The 17109-nt window shown below is 62.0% G+C and carries 14 protein-coding genes, 1 tRNA gene and 1 riboswitch; of the genes, 7 read left to right on the top strand and 8 right to left on the bottom strand.

Going from position 1 to position 17109, the window contains the following annotated elements:
- Nucleotides 1-40 precede the first annotated feature (40 nt).
- The 3 genes from HV670_RS08280 (at nucleotide 41) to HV670_RS08270 (ending at nucleotide 5222) form a co-directional block, all read left to right on the top strand.
- Nucleotides 41-2422 carry a hybrid sensor histidine kinase/response regulator gene (locus tag HV670_RS08280; protein ID WP_175104270.1) on the top strand — a complete coding sequence of 794 codons (2382 nt, stop codon included), beginning with the start codon at nucleotides 41-43 and terminating at the stop codon, nucleotides 2420-2422.
- A gap of 482 nt (nucleotides 2423-2904) precedes the next feature.
- Nucleotides 2905-3079, top strand: a riboswitch (yybP-ykoY riboswitch).
- Nucleotides 3080-3086: 7 nt separating this feature from the next.
- Entirely contained in the window at nucleotides 3087-3659 is a 573-nt protein-coding gene (gene mntP / locus HV670_RS08275; protein ID WP_175104269.1) for a manganese efflux pump MntP, read from the top strand.
- A 165-nt stretch (nucleotides 3660-3824) separates the two neighbouring features.
- On the top strand, nucleotides 3825-5222 hold the full coding sequence (locus tag HV670_RS08270) for an ATP-grasp domain-containing protein (protein WP_175104268.1): 1398 nt from the start codon (nucleotides 3825-3827) through the stop codon (nucleotides 5220-5222).
- 57 nt (nucleotides 5223-5279) lie between these two features.
- On the opposite strand, the gene HV670_RS08265 is transcribed toward HV670_RS08270, so the two are convergent.
- The 6 genes from HV670_RS08265 to cysS form a co-directional block, all read right to left on the bottom strand.
- Nucleotides 5280-5373 (bottom strand) — tRNA-Ser (locus HV670_RS08265).
- 139 nt (nucleotides 5374-5512) lie between these two features.
- Complete coding sequence (locus HV670_RS08260; protein WP_175104267.1) at nucleotides 5513-6763, bottom strand: aspartate kinase; 1251 nt, start codon at nucleotides 6761-6763, stop codon at nucleotides 5513-5515.
- Nucleotides 6764-6881: 118 nt separating this feature from the next.
- Entirely contained in the window at nucleotides 6882-8567 is a 1686-nt protein-coding gene (gene tilS, locus HV670_RS08255; protein WP_175104266.1) for a tRNA lysidine(34) synthetase TilS, read from the bottom strand.
- Nucleotides 8533-9504 (bottom strand): acetyl-CoA carboxylase carboxyltransferase subunit alpha, encoded by a 972-nt coding sequence (locus HV670_RS08250; RefSeq protein ID WP_175104265.1) that lies wholly within the window; start codon nucleotides 9502-9504, stop codon nucleotides 8533-8535. Before HV670_RS08250 ends, tilS begins: the two co-directional genes overlap by 35 nt.
- 39 nt (nucleotides 9505-9543) lie before the next feature.
- A complete protein-coding gene (locus HV670_RS08245) occupies nucleotides 9544-10542 on the bottom strand; it encodes a DNA-3-methyladenine glycosylase family protein (RefSeq protein ID WP_175104264.1) in 999 nt (332 codons plus the stop codon).
- Between the two features lie 23 nt (nucleotides 10543-10565).
- A complete protein-coding gene (gene cysS / locus HV670_RS08240; protein WP_175104263.1) occupies nucleotides 10566-11966 on the bottom strand; it encodes a cysteine--tRNA ligase in 1401 nt (466 codons plus the stop codon).
- A 164-nt stretch (nucleotides 11967-12130) separates the two neighbouring features.
- Here cysS and HV670_RS08235 point away from each other — a divergent pair, with 164 nt between their 5' ends.
- The 4 genes from HV670_RS08235 (at nucleotide 12131) to HV670_RS08220 (ending at nucleotide 15106) form a co-directional block, all read left to right on the top strand.
- Nucleotides 12131-13066: a tetratricopeptide repeat protein gene (locus HV670_RS08235; RefSeq protein WP_246257141.1), complete on the top strand. Its 936-nt coding sequence runs from the start codon at nucleotides 12131-12133 to the stop codon at nucleotides 13064-13066.
- A gap of 31 nt (nucleotides 13067-13097) precedes the next feature.
- Nucleotides 13098-13673, top strand: coding sequence for a peptidylprolyl isomerase (locus HV670_RS08230; protein ID WP_175104262.1), 576 nt, complete (start codon nucleotides 13098-13100; stop codon nucleotides 13671-13673).
- 51 nt (nucleotides 13674-13724) lie between these two features.
- Nucleotides 13725-14219, top strand: coding sequence for a peptidylprolyl isomerase (locus HV670_RS08225; protein WP_175104261.1), 495 nt, complete (start codon nucleotides 13725-13727; stop codon nucleotides 14217-14219).
- 137 nt (nucleotides 14220-14356) lie between these two features.
- The gene (locus tag HV670_RS08220) at nucleotides 14357-15106 is read left to right on the top strand and encodes a UDP-2,3-diacylglucosamine diphosphatase (protein ID WP_246257139.1); all 750 of its coding nucleotides are present in this window, start codon (nucleotides 14357-14359) and stop codon (nucleotides 15104-15106) included.
- A gap of 113 nt (nucleotides 15107-15219) precedes the next feature.
- On the opposite strand, the gene cysE is transcribed toward HV670_RS08220, so the two are convergent.
- Together cysE and HV670_RS08210 are read right to left on the bottom strand one after the other, a co-directional pair.
- Nucleotides 15220-16002 (bottom strand): serine O-acetyltransferase, encoded by a 783-nt coding sequence (gene cysE, locus HV670_RS08215; RefSeq protein WP_175104259.1) that lies wholly within the window; start codon nucleotides 16000-16002, stop codon nucleotides 15220-15222.
- A gap of 182 nt (nucleotides 16003-16184) precedes the next feature.
- On the bottom strand, nucleotides 16185-17030 hold the full coding sequence (locus HV670_RS08210) for an RNA methyltransferase (protein ID WP_175104258.1): 846 nt from the start codon (nucleotides 17028-17030) through the stop codon (nucleotides 16185-16187).
- Nucleotides 17031-17109 lie beyond the last annotated feature (79 nt).

The following is a 17109-nucleotide window of genomic DNA, read 5'->3' as shown; positions in this document are numbered from 1 at the left end:
ATTCGGCGCCCACCGATTCTCCAGCTCCTGGTCGAAATCGATGAATATTGAAGCGAGCAAGATCTACGGCGAACTGACCGACGAACAGAGTTTCCGACTCCTGGTCACGAGCGTCAGCGACTACGCCATCTACATGCTGAATCCGGCCGGCTTCATCAACAGCTGGAACACCGGGGCACAGCGCTTCAACGGATACGTTGCCAGTGAGATCATCGGACAGCACTTCTCCGTTTTCTATACGGAGGAAGATCGGGCTTCGGGCAAGCCCGCTCGCGCACTGAACACCGCAGCGACGGAAGGAAAATTCGAGGACGAGGGCTGGCGCGTACGCAAGGACGGCACACGATTCTGGGCCAGCGTCGTTGTCGATCCTATCCGTACCGCCAACGGCAGGCTGATCGGCTTTGCGAAGATTACCCGCGACATCAGTGAGCGCAAGGCCGCAGAGGATGCGCTGCGCGAAAGCGAAGACCGGTTTCGCCTGCTCGTTCAAGGCGTGACCGACTACGCGATCTTCATGATTTCACCGACCGGTGAAATCACAAACTGGAATTCGGGTGCCGAGCGAATCAAGGGGTATTCACACGAGGAGGTCGTCGGCACTCACTTTTCGCGGTTCTACACAGAAGGCGACCGCGCCAGGAACATGCCGGCGCAGACGCTGGCCATCGCCGCAAAAGAAGGGCGATTCGAACAGGAAGGCTGGAGGGTGCGCAAGGACGGCACGCTCTTCTGGGCGCACGTCGTCGTCGACGCGATCTACGACGATGCCGGAAAGCACGTCGGCTTCGCCAAGGTGACCCGCGATATCACGGAGCGCAAGCAGGCGGCCGAAGCACTGGAGCGCGCGAATGCCGCGCTTTTCCAGTCCCAAAAAATGGAGGCCTTAGGCAAGCTGACCGGCGGCGTGGCACACGACTTCAACAATCTGCTCCAGGTGATCGGGGGCAATCTGCAGTTGCTCGCGCAAGATGTAGCCGGCATGGTCAAGCCCGAGCGGCGCGTGCGCAATGCGCTAGCAGGCGTGGCACGTGGCGCGAAGCTGGCCGCGCAATTGCTTGCCTTCGGCCGGCGGCAACCGCTCGAGCCCAAAGTCGTGAATCTCGGACACTTCTTGCGCGGCCTCGACGACATGCTCCGGCGAGCGCTTGGCGACGGCATCGAAATTGAGACGGTGGTGTCGGGCGATCTCTGGAACACACTCGTGGATCCGTTCCAGGTCGAACACGCCATATTGAACCTCGCGATCAATGCACGCGACGCGATGGACGGCCGGGGACATCTGACGATCGAGACCGGTAACGCCTCGCTTGACGATGCTTACGTTGCGAGAAACCCCGAGGCGAGCGTGGGCCAGTTCGTCATGATCGCGGTCACGGACACCGGTAGCGGCATTCCCGCCGACGTGCTCACCCATGTGCTGGAGCCCTTCTTCACGACAAAGGCGGAAGGCCAGGGCACCGGCCTGGGCTTGAGCATGGTGTACGGTTTCGTCAGACAGTCGGGCGGCCACCTCCAGATCTACAGTGAAGTCGGCCACGGTACGACGGTGCGCCTCTATTTGCCGCGAGTGATGCAGGAGGAGGACCTGGTTGGCGAGATGCACTCCGGCCCGATAACGGGCGGCACGGAGACGGTACTCGTCGCAGAGGATGACGAAGAAGTGCGCAAAACCGTGATCGAACTCCTTCTCGATCTCGGTTATCGCGTGCTCAAGGCAAAGGATGCCACCGCTGCGCTCGCCATCATTGAAAGCGGCGCGCCCATCGATCTGCTATTTACCGATGTGGTGATGCCCGGCCCCTTGCGCAGTCCGGACCTCGCACGCAAGGCGCGGGAGCGGCTGCCGCATCTCGCCGTGTTGTTTACATCGGGCTATACGGAAAACGCAGTCGTCCATGCGGGCAGGCTCGATGACGGCGTCGAGCTTCTTAGCAAGCCCTACACCCGCGAGGCGCTCGCGCGAAAGATCCGCCATGTGCTTCGCAACCGGCAGCAGCGGGCCATGTCTCACAAGGTGCTGTTCGCAGACGTGCCCTCGAGTCGAGTGGCAGCGCCGGACCTCGATGCGCCGCGGGTACTCCTCGTCGAGGACGACGAGCTAATCCGGGCCGGCACGGCGGAAATGCTGCGAAACTTCGGGCTCGATATAACGGAAGCGGCCACCGGTGCGATGGCGCTGCGAATGCTTCAGCAGCAAGCTGTCGATATATTGCTGGTCGATGTCGGACTGCCGGACACGTCCGGCATCGAGTTGTCAGTTGAGGCATGCCGGAACTACCCGCGTCTTCGGGTGATCATCGCGTCGGGTCATGACGTCGCGCTGAATGCCGAGCAGCGCATCGCATTGCCGAACGTGGCTATTTTACGAAAGCCCTACGACCTGGAAGACCTGCGCCGCATGCTGGGAATCCGTTCGTGAGGCCTGGTTTGCCGACTGGGAAGAACTGACGCGCGCGGGACAATGGATCGGTATCCCCGCGGTCAACCCGTTCTACGCGCTTGAAAAGTATTTTCCTTATTCGCGTTTCTTACTTTTCCGAAGGTGCGCGCCCACAGAAAACAAAAGTAGCTCGATTCTGTTGAGCAACAGAGCAATGGCGATATATTCGAAGGGTTGCTGACAAAAACGAGCGATTACAACGGCGGGATTGCGGATAGGTGAACATTTCCGATCATTTGTCTTCCCATCATTAGTCATGCGAATCGATTCATAGCCACTTCGAATGACAGGCACGCAGTGAAATCCTTAGACCCTAACATCGGGCGGGTGAGCGGTCTTCCACACCGCCAAATCGATCAATTAATGTGCTTTTCCGAGAACATATAAATAAAGACTGGGATCCGGCCGTCTGAGCCTGAATACGAATCATGGCAAATTGGACGTACGACCATGTTAAGCTTACGGCTCATTCGCTGGGGAGTAGCCGGCTTTCCTTCTGGGAAAGCGCCTATGTCAACATACTCGGTCGCAAAGACCGTGGCATAGGTAGCCATTAATAGGTTGGCAAGACCATCGACATATCGGCGCAACCGGTCGGGTGCGTCGACATGTCGTTATGTCTTGCCCGACCTGAGCGCTACCTATGAATATCGCTTCCACCCTTCTTCTTGCTTTTGCCATGTCGACTGATGCATTCGCGGCAGCCGTTGGGAAAGGCGCGACGCTACACAGACCCCACCTTCGTGAAGCGCTCAAGACGGGGCTTATCTTTGGCGTGATCGAAGCGCTAACACCGCTAATCGGCTGGGCGCTAGGTAAAGCAGCGACTCAGTACGTTGCTTCCTGGGACCATTGGATTGCCTTTGGTTTGCTGTTCATCCTGGGTGCGCGAATGATCAAGGCGGGTTTCTCGAAACCACAGCAGCAGGAAGTTGAAAAACCGAATTCGCACTCATTCTGGGTTCTGGCTGTCACCGGATTCGCAACCAGCATGGATGCGATGGCGGTAGGCGCGGGCCTCGCATTTATCGATGTCAACATTTTTTCCACCGCGGCCACGATCGGTCTCGCCACGATGTTGATGGTCACAATCGGCGTCATGCTCGGCCGGGTACTTGGGGCAACGATCGGAAAACGCGCTGAAATAGCAGGGGGTGTGATTCTTATCGGTGTGGGGACCGCCATCCTCGCCGAGCACCTCGGCTATTTGAGTTGATCGTGTAAGGGCGGTGCACGGCGATTGAGTTGCGGGTTGCTTCGACTCACTGCGAGCGTTCCTTACAGGTAACCATCCGTAAGCGTGCTCCCGCTTATTTCACTGATGGATTCGGTATCCACGCTGCTAAGGTGAACTCGTAGCGTAACGGATATCAAATCTTGCATGACCATTGACTCAATGCTCGACGCGGCCTTTGCCCATCATCAGGCAGGTCGCCTTCTCGAAGCCGAAGCCCTGTACCGGTATGCGATCGAAGCCGACCCGCAACGATGGGGTGCATGCCTCAATCTGACGAAGATCCTGATGCTCACGGGGCGCGTCGAACAGGCCCAACGCTGGCTCCGTTGGAGGCTCGAACACACGCCAGAGGACGCGACCGCGCATCGTCAACTTGGCTTTGCCTATGCAAGCCAGAACCAGCTCGGACTCGCACTACGGCATTTCCAGAGCGTAATCGAGGAGGACCCGCGCGACGCGGGCGCACACGAAGTCGTCGCGCATCTGCTCCAGGGATTTGGACGCCTCGATGAGGCAAAATCGAACCTCCAACGGAGCGTGGCATTGCGCGACCCTGTCCAGGTCGGACATGCACTCGGTGGCACGCCCTCGTTTCGCGTGCTGATGCTTTTTGCGCCGGGCGCGGGCAATACGCCTTTCATCGAGCTGTTGCGCGTGGTCAAATATAACGTACACATGCTGAGCGTCGTTGCCGGTGTCGAGTACAACGTCGAGTCGCTACGTGCATCGACCGACGTCGTATTCAATCTGATTGGCGATGTCGACAATGCGGGCAACTTGCTCGAGAGTGCCGCACAGCTGCTTGCACAAATCGGCAAGCCTGTAGTCAATCGTCCCGAATGCATCGCGCTAACGGGACGCCAGTCGGTTTCGGAGCGGCTTGCTTCGATCGGCGATTGCATCGCACCACCAACCTGGCGCTATTCGATCGATGAAATGCGCTTAGCGTTGCGCGAGGACGACCCGAGCCCCTTTACCAGCCCTTGCGCATACCCCCTCCTCGTCCGCCGAGCAGGCACCCATGGCGGCAAAGACTTCGATAAAGTCGAAGACCGGGCAGCGCTATGCGCATTCGTCGAACAAACCGCTGCGCCTCACTATTACGTTTCGAAGTACATCGACTATCGCTCGGCCGACGGCTACTTCCGAAAATATCGCTTCATGTTCGTCGATGGCGAGATCCTCCCCTACCATCTCGCGATCGACGACAAGTGGAAGATCCACCACGCGGCGACGGACATGGTCAATCAGGAGTGGATGCAGAATGAGGAGCGCGCATTTCTCGACGCTCCGGATTCGGTCTTCGGCGAGCGTCAGTACGCCGTCCTTCGCGCGATACGCGACGCGATCGCACTCGATTATTGGGGTATCGACTGCGCGCTCGACCGTAACGGATTCGTCGTCGTTTTTGAAGCCAACGCCACGATGCTCGTGCACCCGCGAAACGAGAAATTCCCGTACAAGCGTCCGGCAGTCGCGCGGATCAAACGCGCCTATGACGCCATGCTCGAACGGCGCGCAGCGATTGCCAGACTTTTGTGAGCCGGAAAAACAAAAACCCCGTAGAGCCGCGACTCTACGGGGTTTCGCCGCCATCACTGGCGGAGACGGAGGGATTCGAACCCTCGATCCAGGTTTTGGCCCAGATGCTCCCTTAGCAGGGGAGTGCCTTCGACCTCTCGGCCACGTCTCCCAAACTGATCTCGTACGCGGCGGAAGCCTTTCGCGACGAGACGTGAATCATAGCGGCAAAGCCCTTCCCGGTCAAACCCTGCAACGCAGGGAAGCCATCATTTTTCAGTCAGGCTTGCGCGCCATTCACGAGCGCGGCCTCAGGCCCGGTCGAGTTCAAATGCCTTATGCAGGGCCCGGACGGCCAACTCCATGTACTTCTCGTCAATCAGCACGGAAATCTTGATCTCGGACGTCGAGATCATCTGGATGTTGATGCCCTCCTCCGACAAGGTCCGGAACATCTTGCTCGCAATGCCCACGTGCGAACGCATGCCCACGCCGACCACCGAAACCTTCGATACCTTGGTGTCACCAAGTACCTTACCCGCGCCGATGTGGTCCTTCACATGCTGGGTCAGGATTTCCAGCGAGCGCTGGTATTCGCCGCGCCCGACGGTGAAGGTGAAATCGGTCAGGCCGTCGACGCTCTGATTCTGGATGATCATGTCGACGTCGATGTTCGCCTCGGCGATCGGGCCGAGGATCTGATACGCAATACCGGGCTTGTCGGGGACGTCCGCGACAATGATCCGCGCTTCGTCGCGCTGGAAGGCAATGCCCGAAATGACGGCTTGTTCCATGGTGTCGTCTTCTTCAAAAGTAATCAGGGTCCCCGAACGCATTTCTTCGTCGAGCGGCATCTGCGGATCGGTCAGGCTCGACAGCACACGCGTCTTCACCTGATATTTGCCGGCGAATTCGACGGAGCGGATCTGCAGCACCTTCGAACCGAGGCTGGCCATTTCCAGCATCTCTTCGAACGTGATCCGGTCGAGCCGGCGCGCATCGTCGACCACGCGCGGGTCCGTCGTATAGACACCGTCGACGTCGGTGTAGATCAGGCACTCTTCGGCCTTCAGCGCAGCCGCCACCGCCACCGCCGAAGTATCGGAGCCGCCGCGGCCGAGCGTCGTGATATGTCCATCGGGATCGATGCCCTGGAAACCGGTGATCACCACGACCTTCCCCGCATCGAGGTCGGCCAGTACGCGCTTGTCGTCGATGCTCGAGATGCGCGCCTTCGTGAACGCGCTGTCGGTTGCGATCGGCACCTGCCAGCCCGCATAGCTGATCGCGTCGATGCCGGCTTCCTGCAGCGCGATCGCGAGCAGGCCGACGCTGACCTGCTCGCCGGTTGCGGCGATCAGGTCGAGTTCACGCGGACTCGGATGTGGAGTGATGGCCTTCGCCAGGCCGAGAAGACGGTTGGTTTCACCCGACATCGCCGATGGGACGACGACCATCTTGTGACCTGCCTTGTGCCATTTGGCGACGCGCGCCGCGACATTCTTGATGCGCTCGACCGAGCCCATCGACGTGCCGCCGTATTTATGTACGATCAGTGCCATGTTATTCGAAAACTGCCTGATTCAGAGCGATTGGGCAAGCTCTCGAAATTACCCGATGCACGCCGAAAAAACAAGGGGTTAGCTTGGATCAAATGGGGTTGCAACACGAATGCGAGGGCTAGGCAAGCACCGTATCGGGCCGCCATTCGATGCGCCGCCACGTTTGCTGCGCGTCGCTCTGGGCGATTGGCGTGAGTTGTGCCGCGCTATCGAGGCCGATGCCCGGCACGAAAATCAATTGCTCACCGCAGAAAAGCAGCGGGACGTCGCGACGCCACGCAGGCACACCCGCCTGCTGGAAAAGATTCTTGAGGCTGCGCGAAGAGCCGCCCGCGACCCTGCGCAGACGCTCTCCCCCTTCACGCGCGCGTGCGACGAGCCGTGCGCTGCGCAGCAGCGACGTGGCGACGCGTTGCGGATCATCCGCCTGGGTTGGCGCGAACACAAGCGAGCCACGCCACGCAGCCAGGTGCCATACCTCTTCACCGGACCAGTCGAGCGATACCGGGGCACGACGATTCTTGTCGTCGAGTGCCTCGAACACCCATGTCGAAGGCGGCGTCCACAGGGATACCGATAGCGGAACCGAAGGTGTCGACGAGGTCGAAGTTGAAGTCGAGACCCAGGTCGAAGCCGATGGCCGCGCCGCAGGCATGGTGTCATCCGCCGGTGCGGCAGGCTCCCAACTCAGCACACCGCGATAGTGCCGCAGCACATGAGCAGCATGCATGAAGTTCAAGCTGCGATCGTCGGCCAGCGTGCGCAGCTTGTCGATCAGGTTCTCGAGGCGCGCAGTGGACATCGCATGCAGCCCCTCCTCGCGCAGCCAGTATCGCAGCAGGTTCACCGCGCGCGGCGGGCTCTTCGAATCGAGTGCCCGCAATGCGATCAGCGACAAGGCGTGAAGGCCCTTGCTTGGGTTCGCTTCGGCAACGGGAACCACGAGGGTTTGCAGGTCCAGCGCCGCGACCTCATCGAGCAGGCCCTGCGCTTCGGCCGCGTGACGCGCACTGCGCGCGAGCCCTTCGCGATACGCGGGAAAGTGTTCATCGAGCGACGCCAGCACGCGATGACGCAGGGCATTGCGTGCGAACCGGGGATCGTCGTTCGATTCGTCATCGATCCATTGCAGGCCGCGCCGCTGCGCATAAGCCAGCAGCACACTGCGCGGCAAGGCCAGCAGAGGTCGAAGAAGTCTGAGCCCCGCATGGCGATCGCGGGTCTCGGCAGGCATCGCCGACAGGCCGCGCAGGCCGGCCCCGCGCAGAGCTTGCAGCAGGAAGGTCTCGGCCTGGTCGTCGGCATGGTGACCAAGCATCAGCGTGGTCGCGCCGACGGTATCGCAGAGTTCGAACAACGCGGCATAGCGCGCACCGCGCGCGGCGGCCTCGACGCCCTGCCCTGCGCAATTGCCGAGGTCGACGCGTCGCGCGACAAAACCCGCGCCCGTCACCTCGGCAACATGCCGCGCATGAGCGAGCCACGCGTCGGCGTGCACGCTGAGGCCGTGATGAATATGGAGTGCAATGCAGTTCGACGGCCCAAGCACGGCGCATACCGCGTCGAGCAGAACGGCCGAATCAAGGCCGCCGCTGAATGCAACCGCGACAGGGGCAAGGGCAGACGCAGCGCGAACGGCTGCAAGCACCTGCTGATCGGCATCGTGGGCGGGATCATGCCTGGCGCGAATGCGCTCGACCGACTCGGATGGCTCATCCCGCGCACGACCCGGCCCGTCCACCGAAGCGGACCCGTTGTCCGAAGCGGACTTATTGGCCGGGGTGGCTTTCCTTGAACTTGCCATAGCCCATCAAGCGTTCAAGACGCCGGTCACGCAGGTCCTTGGTGCTCATGCCCTGGAACTGCCGGATCGAATCGGCAAGCGCACGACGCAACATGGCTGCCATGTTCTTCGGATCGCGATGCGCGCCGCCGAGCGGTTCATTGACGATCTTGTCGATCAGGCCAAGCGCCTTCAAACGATGCGCGGTGAGTCCCAGTGCCTCGGCAGCCTCAGGCGCCTTCGTCGCGCTCTTCCACAGGATCGAGGCACAGCCTTCGGGTGAGATCACCGAATAGGTCGCGAACTGAAGCATCAGCAGGGAATCGGCGACGGCGATCGCGAGCGCACCACCCGAACCGCCCTCACCGATGATCGTCGCGATGATCGGCACCTTGAGCTCGGCCATCACATAGAGGTTGTGACCAATTGCCTCGGACTGACCCCGTTCTTCAGCATCGATGCCCGGATACGCACCCGGCGTATCGATGAACGTGAACAGCGGCAAGCCGAATTTCTCGGCCAGACGCATCAGGCGTTCGGCCTTTCGATACCCTTCCGGCTTGGGCATGCCGAAGTTGCGCATCGCGCGCTCCTTCGTATCGCGGCCCTTTTGCTGGCCGATCACCATGCACGGCTGGCCGTTGAAGCGCGCGAGGCCGCCGAGGATAGACTGGTCGTCCGCAAAATTGCGATCGCCGTGCAGTTCGTGGAAGTCCGTGAACATCTCGCTCACATAGTCGAGCGTGTACGGCCGTTGCGGATGTCGCGCAATCTGCGAGACCTGCCACGGCGACAGGTTCTGGTACAGATCCTTGGTCAACTGCTGGCTTTTTTTCGACAGCCGGTCGATCTCTTCCGAAATGTCGACAGCCGAATCGTCCTGCACAAAACGCAGTTCATCGATCTTCGCCTCGAGCTCAGCGATCGGCTGCTCGAAATCCAGAAAAGTCGTCTTCATATTTAGAATCCTTGGGTCAAGCAGGAAGCGTATTCTAATTCAAACGGCCACGTTATCGAGGCTGCGCCACATATACCATGTCGCCACGGTGCGCCAAGGCTCCCAGTTGGCCGCCACCTCACGTGCCTCGCTGCGCGTCACGGGCTCCCCGCTGAAGTAGTTCACGCTGATCGCCTGGATCAGGCCGACGTCGTCGAGCGGCAGCACGTCGGGACGCATCAGGTTGAAAATCAGAAACATCTCGGCGGTCCAGCGGCCGATACCGCGAATCTGCGTGAGTTCGGCGATCACGGCCTCGTCGTCCATGCTCACCCACGTGTCGACGTGAAGCGCGCCGGATCCAAAGTGGGCGGCGAGATCGAGGATGTATTCGGCCTTGCGTTTCGACAGCCCGCAGGCGGCGAGCTTTTCATGGCCGAGCTTGATGAACCGGGTCGGTGCAAGCGAAGGACATGCCTCCTTCACGCGCTCCCAGACCGCCTGGGCCGCCTTCACCGAGATCTGTTGACCGACCACCGAACGCGCGAGCGTGACGAACGGATCGCCGCGCACGGCAAGGTGCACCGGTCCGAATTGCGGGATCAATTTCTTGAGGATGCGGTCGCGACGCACGAGATCGGCGCATGCCCGGTCCCAATAGTCGGGACGCGTGACAGTCGGCTCGAGAATGCCGGTCTGCACCGAGGCAGGCGCTTCCTTTGCATTCGTCGCGCGCGACTTGCGAACGACTTCGCCCTCGCCGACCGCTTCGATCCGGTCGGCCTTGCCCGCAACTTTGCTCGCGACCTTGCTCGTCACCTTTCGCGCGCTCTTGCGGGCAACCGGTGCGGGCACGGCGGCACCTGATGCAGCGACCGCACCCGCCCCGCCATTGGCACCGTTCGCATGAGCCTTCTTCGCGCCATTCGCGCGCGGCGGGGTTGCGGGCGCCGCCGCATCGCGCACGCTTGCCTTCAACGCACCCTTTGCCTGTGCTCCCGCTTTGCCGGCGCTCGCACGCACAGTCTTGCGCGCGGCGGTCTTGCTGGCCGTTGCCATCTCGCCTCCCGGTTGTCGCCCGGTCACGCGCGACGCCATTCAGTCGCGCCGCCAGGTTTATCTTCGAGCACCACACCCGCAGCAAGCAATTCGCCGCGAATCCGGTCTGCCTCTGCATAATTCTTTCCACGCTTGGCCGCGGCGCGCGCTTCGATCGCCACCTCGATCGCCACTGCGTCCAGCATGCCGGCAGCTGCACTACCGCCGGCCGCGGCCTGCAGAAACTCGCGCGGATCGCGCGCGAGCAAACCGAGCACGCCACCCAAGCCATGCAACTGTCGCGCCAGCGCGGGCTCGCGCGTGCGGTTGACTTCGCTTGCGAGTTCGAACAGCACCGATACCGCGACGACCGTATTGAAATCGTCGTTCATCGCGGCGCGAAAACGCATCGCATGCGCTTCATTCCAGTCGAGCGCGCCGTCGCCGGGCTCGACATCCTTGAGCGCGGTATAGAGCCGCGTGAGTCCAGCACGTGCATCTTCGAGATGCACATCACTGTAGTTCAACGGGCTGCGATAGTGTGCTCTCAAAATAAAGAAACGCAGCACTTCCGCATCGAAGCGTTCGAGCACTTCACGGATCGTGAAGAAGTTGCCGAGCGATTTCGACATCTTCTCGTTGTCGATCTGGATATAGCCGTTGTGCATCCAATAGTTAACGAAGTGGGTGCCGGTCGCCCCTTCGCTCTGCGCAATCTCGTTCTCATGGTGCGGAAACTGCAGGTCCTGTCCGCCGCCATGAATGTCGAAGCGATCACCGAGCAACGCGCATGACATTGCGGAGCATTCGATATGCCAGCCCGGACGTCCACGGCCCCAGGGCGAGTCCCAGCCCGACTCGGGCGGCTCCTCGGGCTTGGCCTGCTTCCACAACACGAAGTCGAGAGGATCCTGCTTGGCCTCGTTGGTCGAAACACGTTCGCCCGCACGCAGATCCTCGATCGACTTGCCCGAAAGCTCACCATAGTTCGCGAACTTGCGCACGGCAAAATTCACATCGCCGTCGCCGCCTTGATACGCATACCCATTCTTTTCGAGCAGTTCGATCATCGACAGCATCTGCGGCACGAACTGCGTCGCGCGCGGCTCGATATCGGGACGCGCAACGCCGAGTGCCGCGGCATCCTCATGCATCGCCGTGATGAATCGGTTCGTCAGCGCACCGATGGTCTCGCCGTTCTCGAGCGCGCGGCGAATGATCTTGTCATCGATGTCGGTGATGTTGCGCACATAGGTCACGCGATAACCAAGTGTACGCAGCCAGCGCTGCACGAGATCGAACGCCACCATCACGCGTGCATGACCGACGTGGCAATAGTCGTACACGGTCATCCCGCATACGTACATCCGTACTTCGCCCGGCGTGAGCGGCACGAATGTCTGTTTGTCACGCGCAAGCGTGTTGTAGATTCGAAGTGGATCCATAGAACGTGGCGAGGTCCAGAATGTCACCGCAGCGCCGGCGGCGCCTTGCAGCTGCACGGCCAGGAGCGATGCGACCTCGCGATCGCGACGGCAGTCCGATCGTTCATGGAACGCGCGGACATTTTGTTAGAATGCGGGCGAGTATACCATCCGTCATTTGCCCTATGAAGATCACCCGCGGCGTAGCCGCAGCAGTACTGGCGCGGTATCGACAATTGGGCACCCGCTCATGCGCCGGTCCCGCTGCACGTGGCGGCGCAAGCACTGGTGCGGCAGGCGAGCATACCGACAGCCGGCGCCAGGGCCTCGGCATGGACCCAGGCACCGGGGCCCGCCAGGGTATCGCCCCAAACACGGGCTCGAGTCTCAAGACCGCCTTGCGCACGGGTCTGCATGACGCGGCGTTCTGCTTGAGTCTCACGGCGCTGGCGGCGCTTGCGATTCCAGGCACGGGTAGGCTGATATCGGACGCGAACGCGCAGATCTCGAAAGTACCTGTACTCGACGGCACGCCCCACATCGATGCTTCGATCGCGAACAAACAGTGGACGCAGGCGCTCGACCAGCTCGACGCGCGGCTCAAGACGAACCCGCAGGACGCACAGGCCAAGTTCAAGCGCGCAACGGTGCTCGCGCGCCTTGGCCGCGATGACGAGGCCATCGAGGCCCTGCAGGCCCTGATTCAGGAATACCCTGAGCTACCCGAGCCCTACAATAATCTCGCGGCGCTCTATGCGAAGCGCGGTCAGTACGACAATGCGCGCGCCACGCTCGAAACAGCGGTCGCGGCGAACCCGTCGTTCGCGCTCGCTTACCAGAACCTCGGCAGCCTCTATCTGAAGCTTGCGCAGGATGCCTACACGCGAGCCTCGACGATCGACAAGCACGACAGCGAGTCGACCACGCGCGCGAGCAGTATTCATGCAATCCTGTCGCCCGCCTCCGCGGCAAGCGGCACGAAGGCCGCGGCAGCGGCGGCCGCCTCGAGCGCGAGCGAGTCCGCACCGGTGATACCCGTGCTCCCCGTGCCGGCGATCACGCCGTCCGGGGGATCGCAAAATAACATGGGCCTGCCGCCTTCGCCACAACGCAACGACTGATGCCAGTCTTTATTTTCTGCAAGGATGCTTCATGAAACGCCTTTTCCCGGTGCTCGCCTCGTGCGCCGTCGCGCTGTCGTTCGCCCTGTCCAGTACGGCGGCGCAAGCCAACCCCGACGTCCTGTTCAAGACCTCGCTCGGCGACTTCAAGGTCGAACTCGATCCGGCGAAGGCGCCCAAGTCGGTCGACAACTTCCTGAGCTATGTGCGCGCGGGCCACTACAATGGCACCGTATTCCATCGCGTGATTCCAGGCTTCATGGTGCAGGGCGGCGGCTTCACCCCCGATCTCAAGGAAAAGCCGACGAACGCGCCGATTGCGCTCGAGAGCAGGAACGGAATGAAGAACCTCGCGGGCACCATCGCGATGGCCCGCACAAGTGATCCGAACTCGGCGACGTCACAGTTCTTCATCAACACAGTCGATAACGCGAATCTCGATTTCCCGAATCCGGACGGCAACGGTTACGCCGTGTTCGGCAAGGTCGTGAGCGGCATGGATGTCGTCAAGAAGATCGAAAGCGTTCCGACCCACGGCGACGGCATGATGCAGGATGTGCCCCGCGTGCCTGTCGTGATCCAGTCTGCGGCGGTCGTCGGCAACTGAAGCGAAGCACGACCCTCCCCTCTCCCCCTCTGACTCGATAAAGGAATCATCATGGTAGAACTTCATACGAACCACGGCGTGGTCAAGATCGAACTCAATGCCGAGAAAGCACCGAAGACGGTCGAAAACTTTCTCGCCTACGTCAAGCAAGGCCACTACGACGGCACGGTGTTTCACCGCGTGATCGACGGTTTCATGATCCAAGGTGGCGGCTTTACGCCGGGCATGGAACAGAAGCCGACCAACGCGCCGGTCGACAACGAGGCCGCCAACGGCCTCAAGAACGAAAAAGGCACGCTCGCCATGGCGCGCACGAACGACCCGCATTCGGCGACCGCGCAGTTCTTCATCAACGTGAAGGACAACGACTTCCTGAATTTCAGCTCGCCGACGCCGCAAGGCTGGGGCTATTGCGTGTTCGGCAAGGTCGTCGAAGGCCTTGAAGTGATCGATGCCATCCGCAAGGTGAAGACGGGCAGCAAGGGCTTTCATCAGGACGTGCCGGTCGAAGACGTCGTGATCGAAAAGGCCGTGATCGTCGAGTAAGGCGATCGCGCCGATTCGGTCCCGATACGACGGCGGCCAGGAGCGCGGCAGCGAGCCGCGCACGCAGCCAGCCCTGCATGGGGTGGCTGCAGCCCTGCATGCCATGCGCGATCGGGTACGGACGCGACGACACCACCATGGAAGAAACGCGCCCGCTGCTGTTCATTTCCGACCTGCACTTGAGCCCTGCGATCCCGAACACGGTCGCCGCTTTCGAGCGCTTTATCGCCCGCACGGCGAACGAAGCAGGGGCGGTCTATATCCTGGGTGACCTTTTCGAATACTGGATCGGCGACGACATGCTTGCGACGCCGTTCGCGCAGAAGGTCGCCGCGACCCTGCGTTCGCTCGCACAACGCGGCATTGCGCTGTACCTGATGCAGGGCAACCGGGACTTCCTGCTCGGCAGGCGATTTGCCGAAGCAGCTGGCGGTACCCTGTTGCCCGATCCGTTCGTACTCGAAGCCTTTGGCCGCAAGATCGTGCTCGCGCACGGCGACGCGATGTGCACCGCCGATGTGGGCTATCAGCGTTTCCGGCGCATCTCGCACAGCCGGGCAGGCCGGTGTTTCTTCCTGAGCTGGCCGCTGCGGTGGCGCCTCGGGCTCGCCGAACGCATGCGCAACAGGAGCCATACGACGTGGACCTCCGAGCGCATGGCCATCGCCGATGTCACCGCGGATGCCGTTGCCGGGCTGTTCCGTTCGAGCGGGACGGTCGCGATGATTCATGGTCATACTCACTTGCCGGCCACCCACCGTCAAATCGTCGACGGCACGCCGACTGAACGCTGGGTCATTCCCGACTGGGATCTCGACCACGGCAAGCCGCGGGGCGGCTATTTGAAGCTCGACTCACACGGGATCGAGCGATTGCCGCTCGACTGAGCGTCGAGCTCCCTGACCCGGGTCCCAACAAAAGCGCGATCCACCACGCGGGCGACGAACCATGGATCGATCTCCCCCGCATCGATGCACACGGCCCCGATGGACGGCCGGCCTTACTTGTCGCGGACCACTTCCCCGAGTTGCTCGAGGGCCTCGACCTCACCCCGGCAATCGGACATGTCTTCGAAGCGCGTGCCGAGGCGATCGAGCGCCGCGACGATCTCGTCGACACGGCTCGCCTGCCGGCTCACATGTGCAATCAACCCATTGATCGCGAGCGAGGTCGGGTCGTCGGCATTGGGCGTGACCCCATAGGCCGCAAACTCACGCACGACCGGATGAAGCTCACCCGACGCCCCGTCAGCGGCGGGCCGGTTGCCTGGCGCGGCGATGATCCGGGCAGGATTGCCTACGGCGGTCGCACCCGCGGGAACCGGCTTGACGACGACCGCATTCGAGCCGATCTTCGCGCCTTCGCCGACCGTGAATCCGCCGAGCACCTGCGCACCCGCACCGACGATCACGCCCGGGCCGAGCGTCGGATGCCGCTTGGCCCCGCGCGTGAGCGACGTGCCGCCAAGCGTCACGCCCTGGTAGATCGTGCAGTCATCGCCGATCTCGGCAGTCTGCCCGATGACCACGCCCATGCCGTGATCGATGAACACACGTCGGCCGATGCGCGCGCCCGGGTGAATCTCGATCCCGGTCCAGAAGCGGCCCCACTGCGACACGAAGCGCCCGAGCCACCGCAAGCCGAGAGCCCAGCACGCGTGGGCAACGCGGTGGAACAACAGCGCGTGCAGGCCCGGATAGCAGGTGAGCACCTCCCATCCACTACGGGCAGCAGGGTCTTTGAGCCGGATGGCGGCAATGTCTTCGCGAAGTCTCGAGAACATGATGTGCAGAGAGTCAAGGCCGGCGCGGCGCACCGGTAGACCTGACTTGTTATGTCAGGTCGATGCGCCGATTGTAGGGGGATTCCGTGTATGCCGTTTCAATGCCCTTCGACCACCGAGGCTTTGCAGGAGGGTTGCCGGGGGGCGGACCACTGGACCTGACTACGTAGCCCGACCACGGGCTAGCGCTTGCTCTTGAGCAGGATGTGCTTGGCGATGCCGCGCAGGATCGCCACCTCCTCATGCTCGAGCCTTGCGCGCGCGAACAGCCGCCGCAGACGCGGCATCAATTTCTTCGGGTTGGCGGGGTCAAGGAAATCGAGCGAGATCAGCGCATTTTCGAGATGAACGAACATCCGCTCCACATCTTCGCTGGCCGCGAGGGGCGACGCGTCGACGCCGCGCGCCAGTGCTCCCGGTGCCTGGAAGGCCACACGCAACTCATAGGCCAGCACCTGGACGGCCTGTGCGAGATTCAGCGAACTGTAAGCGGGATTGGCCGGAATATGGACGATCGCGCTGCACCGTTCGACGTCCGCGTTCGACAGTCCGACGCGCTCGTTGCCGAACACGAGCGCGATTTCCTGCGCGCCCTCGCCGACGATCGCAAGCGCGCGCTCGGCCGCCGCGCGCGGCATCATCATCGGCGGCCCATACTCGCGCGGCCGAGCCGACAGCGCGAGCGACCAGTGGACGCCGCTCAGCGCATCCTCGAGCGACTCAACGACGTGAGCGTTGGCGAGCACGTCGGTCGCACCGCTCGCCATCGCGCATGCCTCGGGATGCTCGTGAACATGCTCGACGCGCGGACGCACGAGCACGAGACGTGCGAACCCCATCGTCTTCAAGGCGCGCGCGGCCGCGCCGACATTGCCCGGATGGCTCGGCTCGACGAGCACGAAGCGTGTCGCGGTAAAGCCACCGGCAACGGGCGGTTCTGCGCCGGAGATGGCGGGTTCCGCACCAGCGCGGCGTGGCTGCCCCCCGGTAACGGACGGCTCGCCGCCGGGGGGCGAGGTATGGGTCATATCAGGATGGAATCGGAGTCGAACAGACCGCGTATGTTACTCGCCGCAGACAGGCAAGGGCAGCGCCGGTCGGATAGAA

Source organism: Pararobbsia alpina (genome assembly GCF_902859895.1).
GTDB lineage: Bacteria > Pseudomonadota > Gammaproteobacteria > Burkholderiales > Burkholderiaceae > Pararobbsia > Pararobbsia alpina.
The sequence above is the reverse complement of the archived record's forward strand: the minus strand, read 5'-3'. Positions and strand labels throughout refer to the sequence as shown.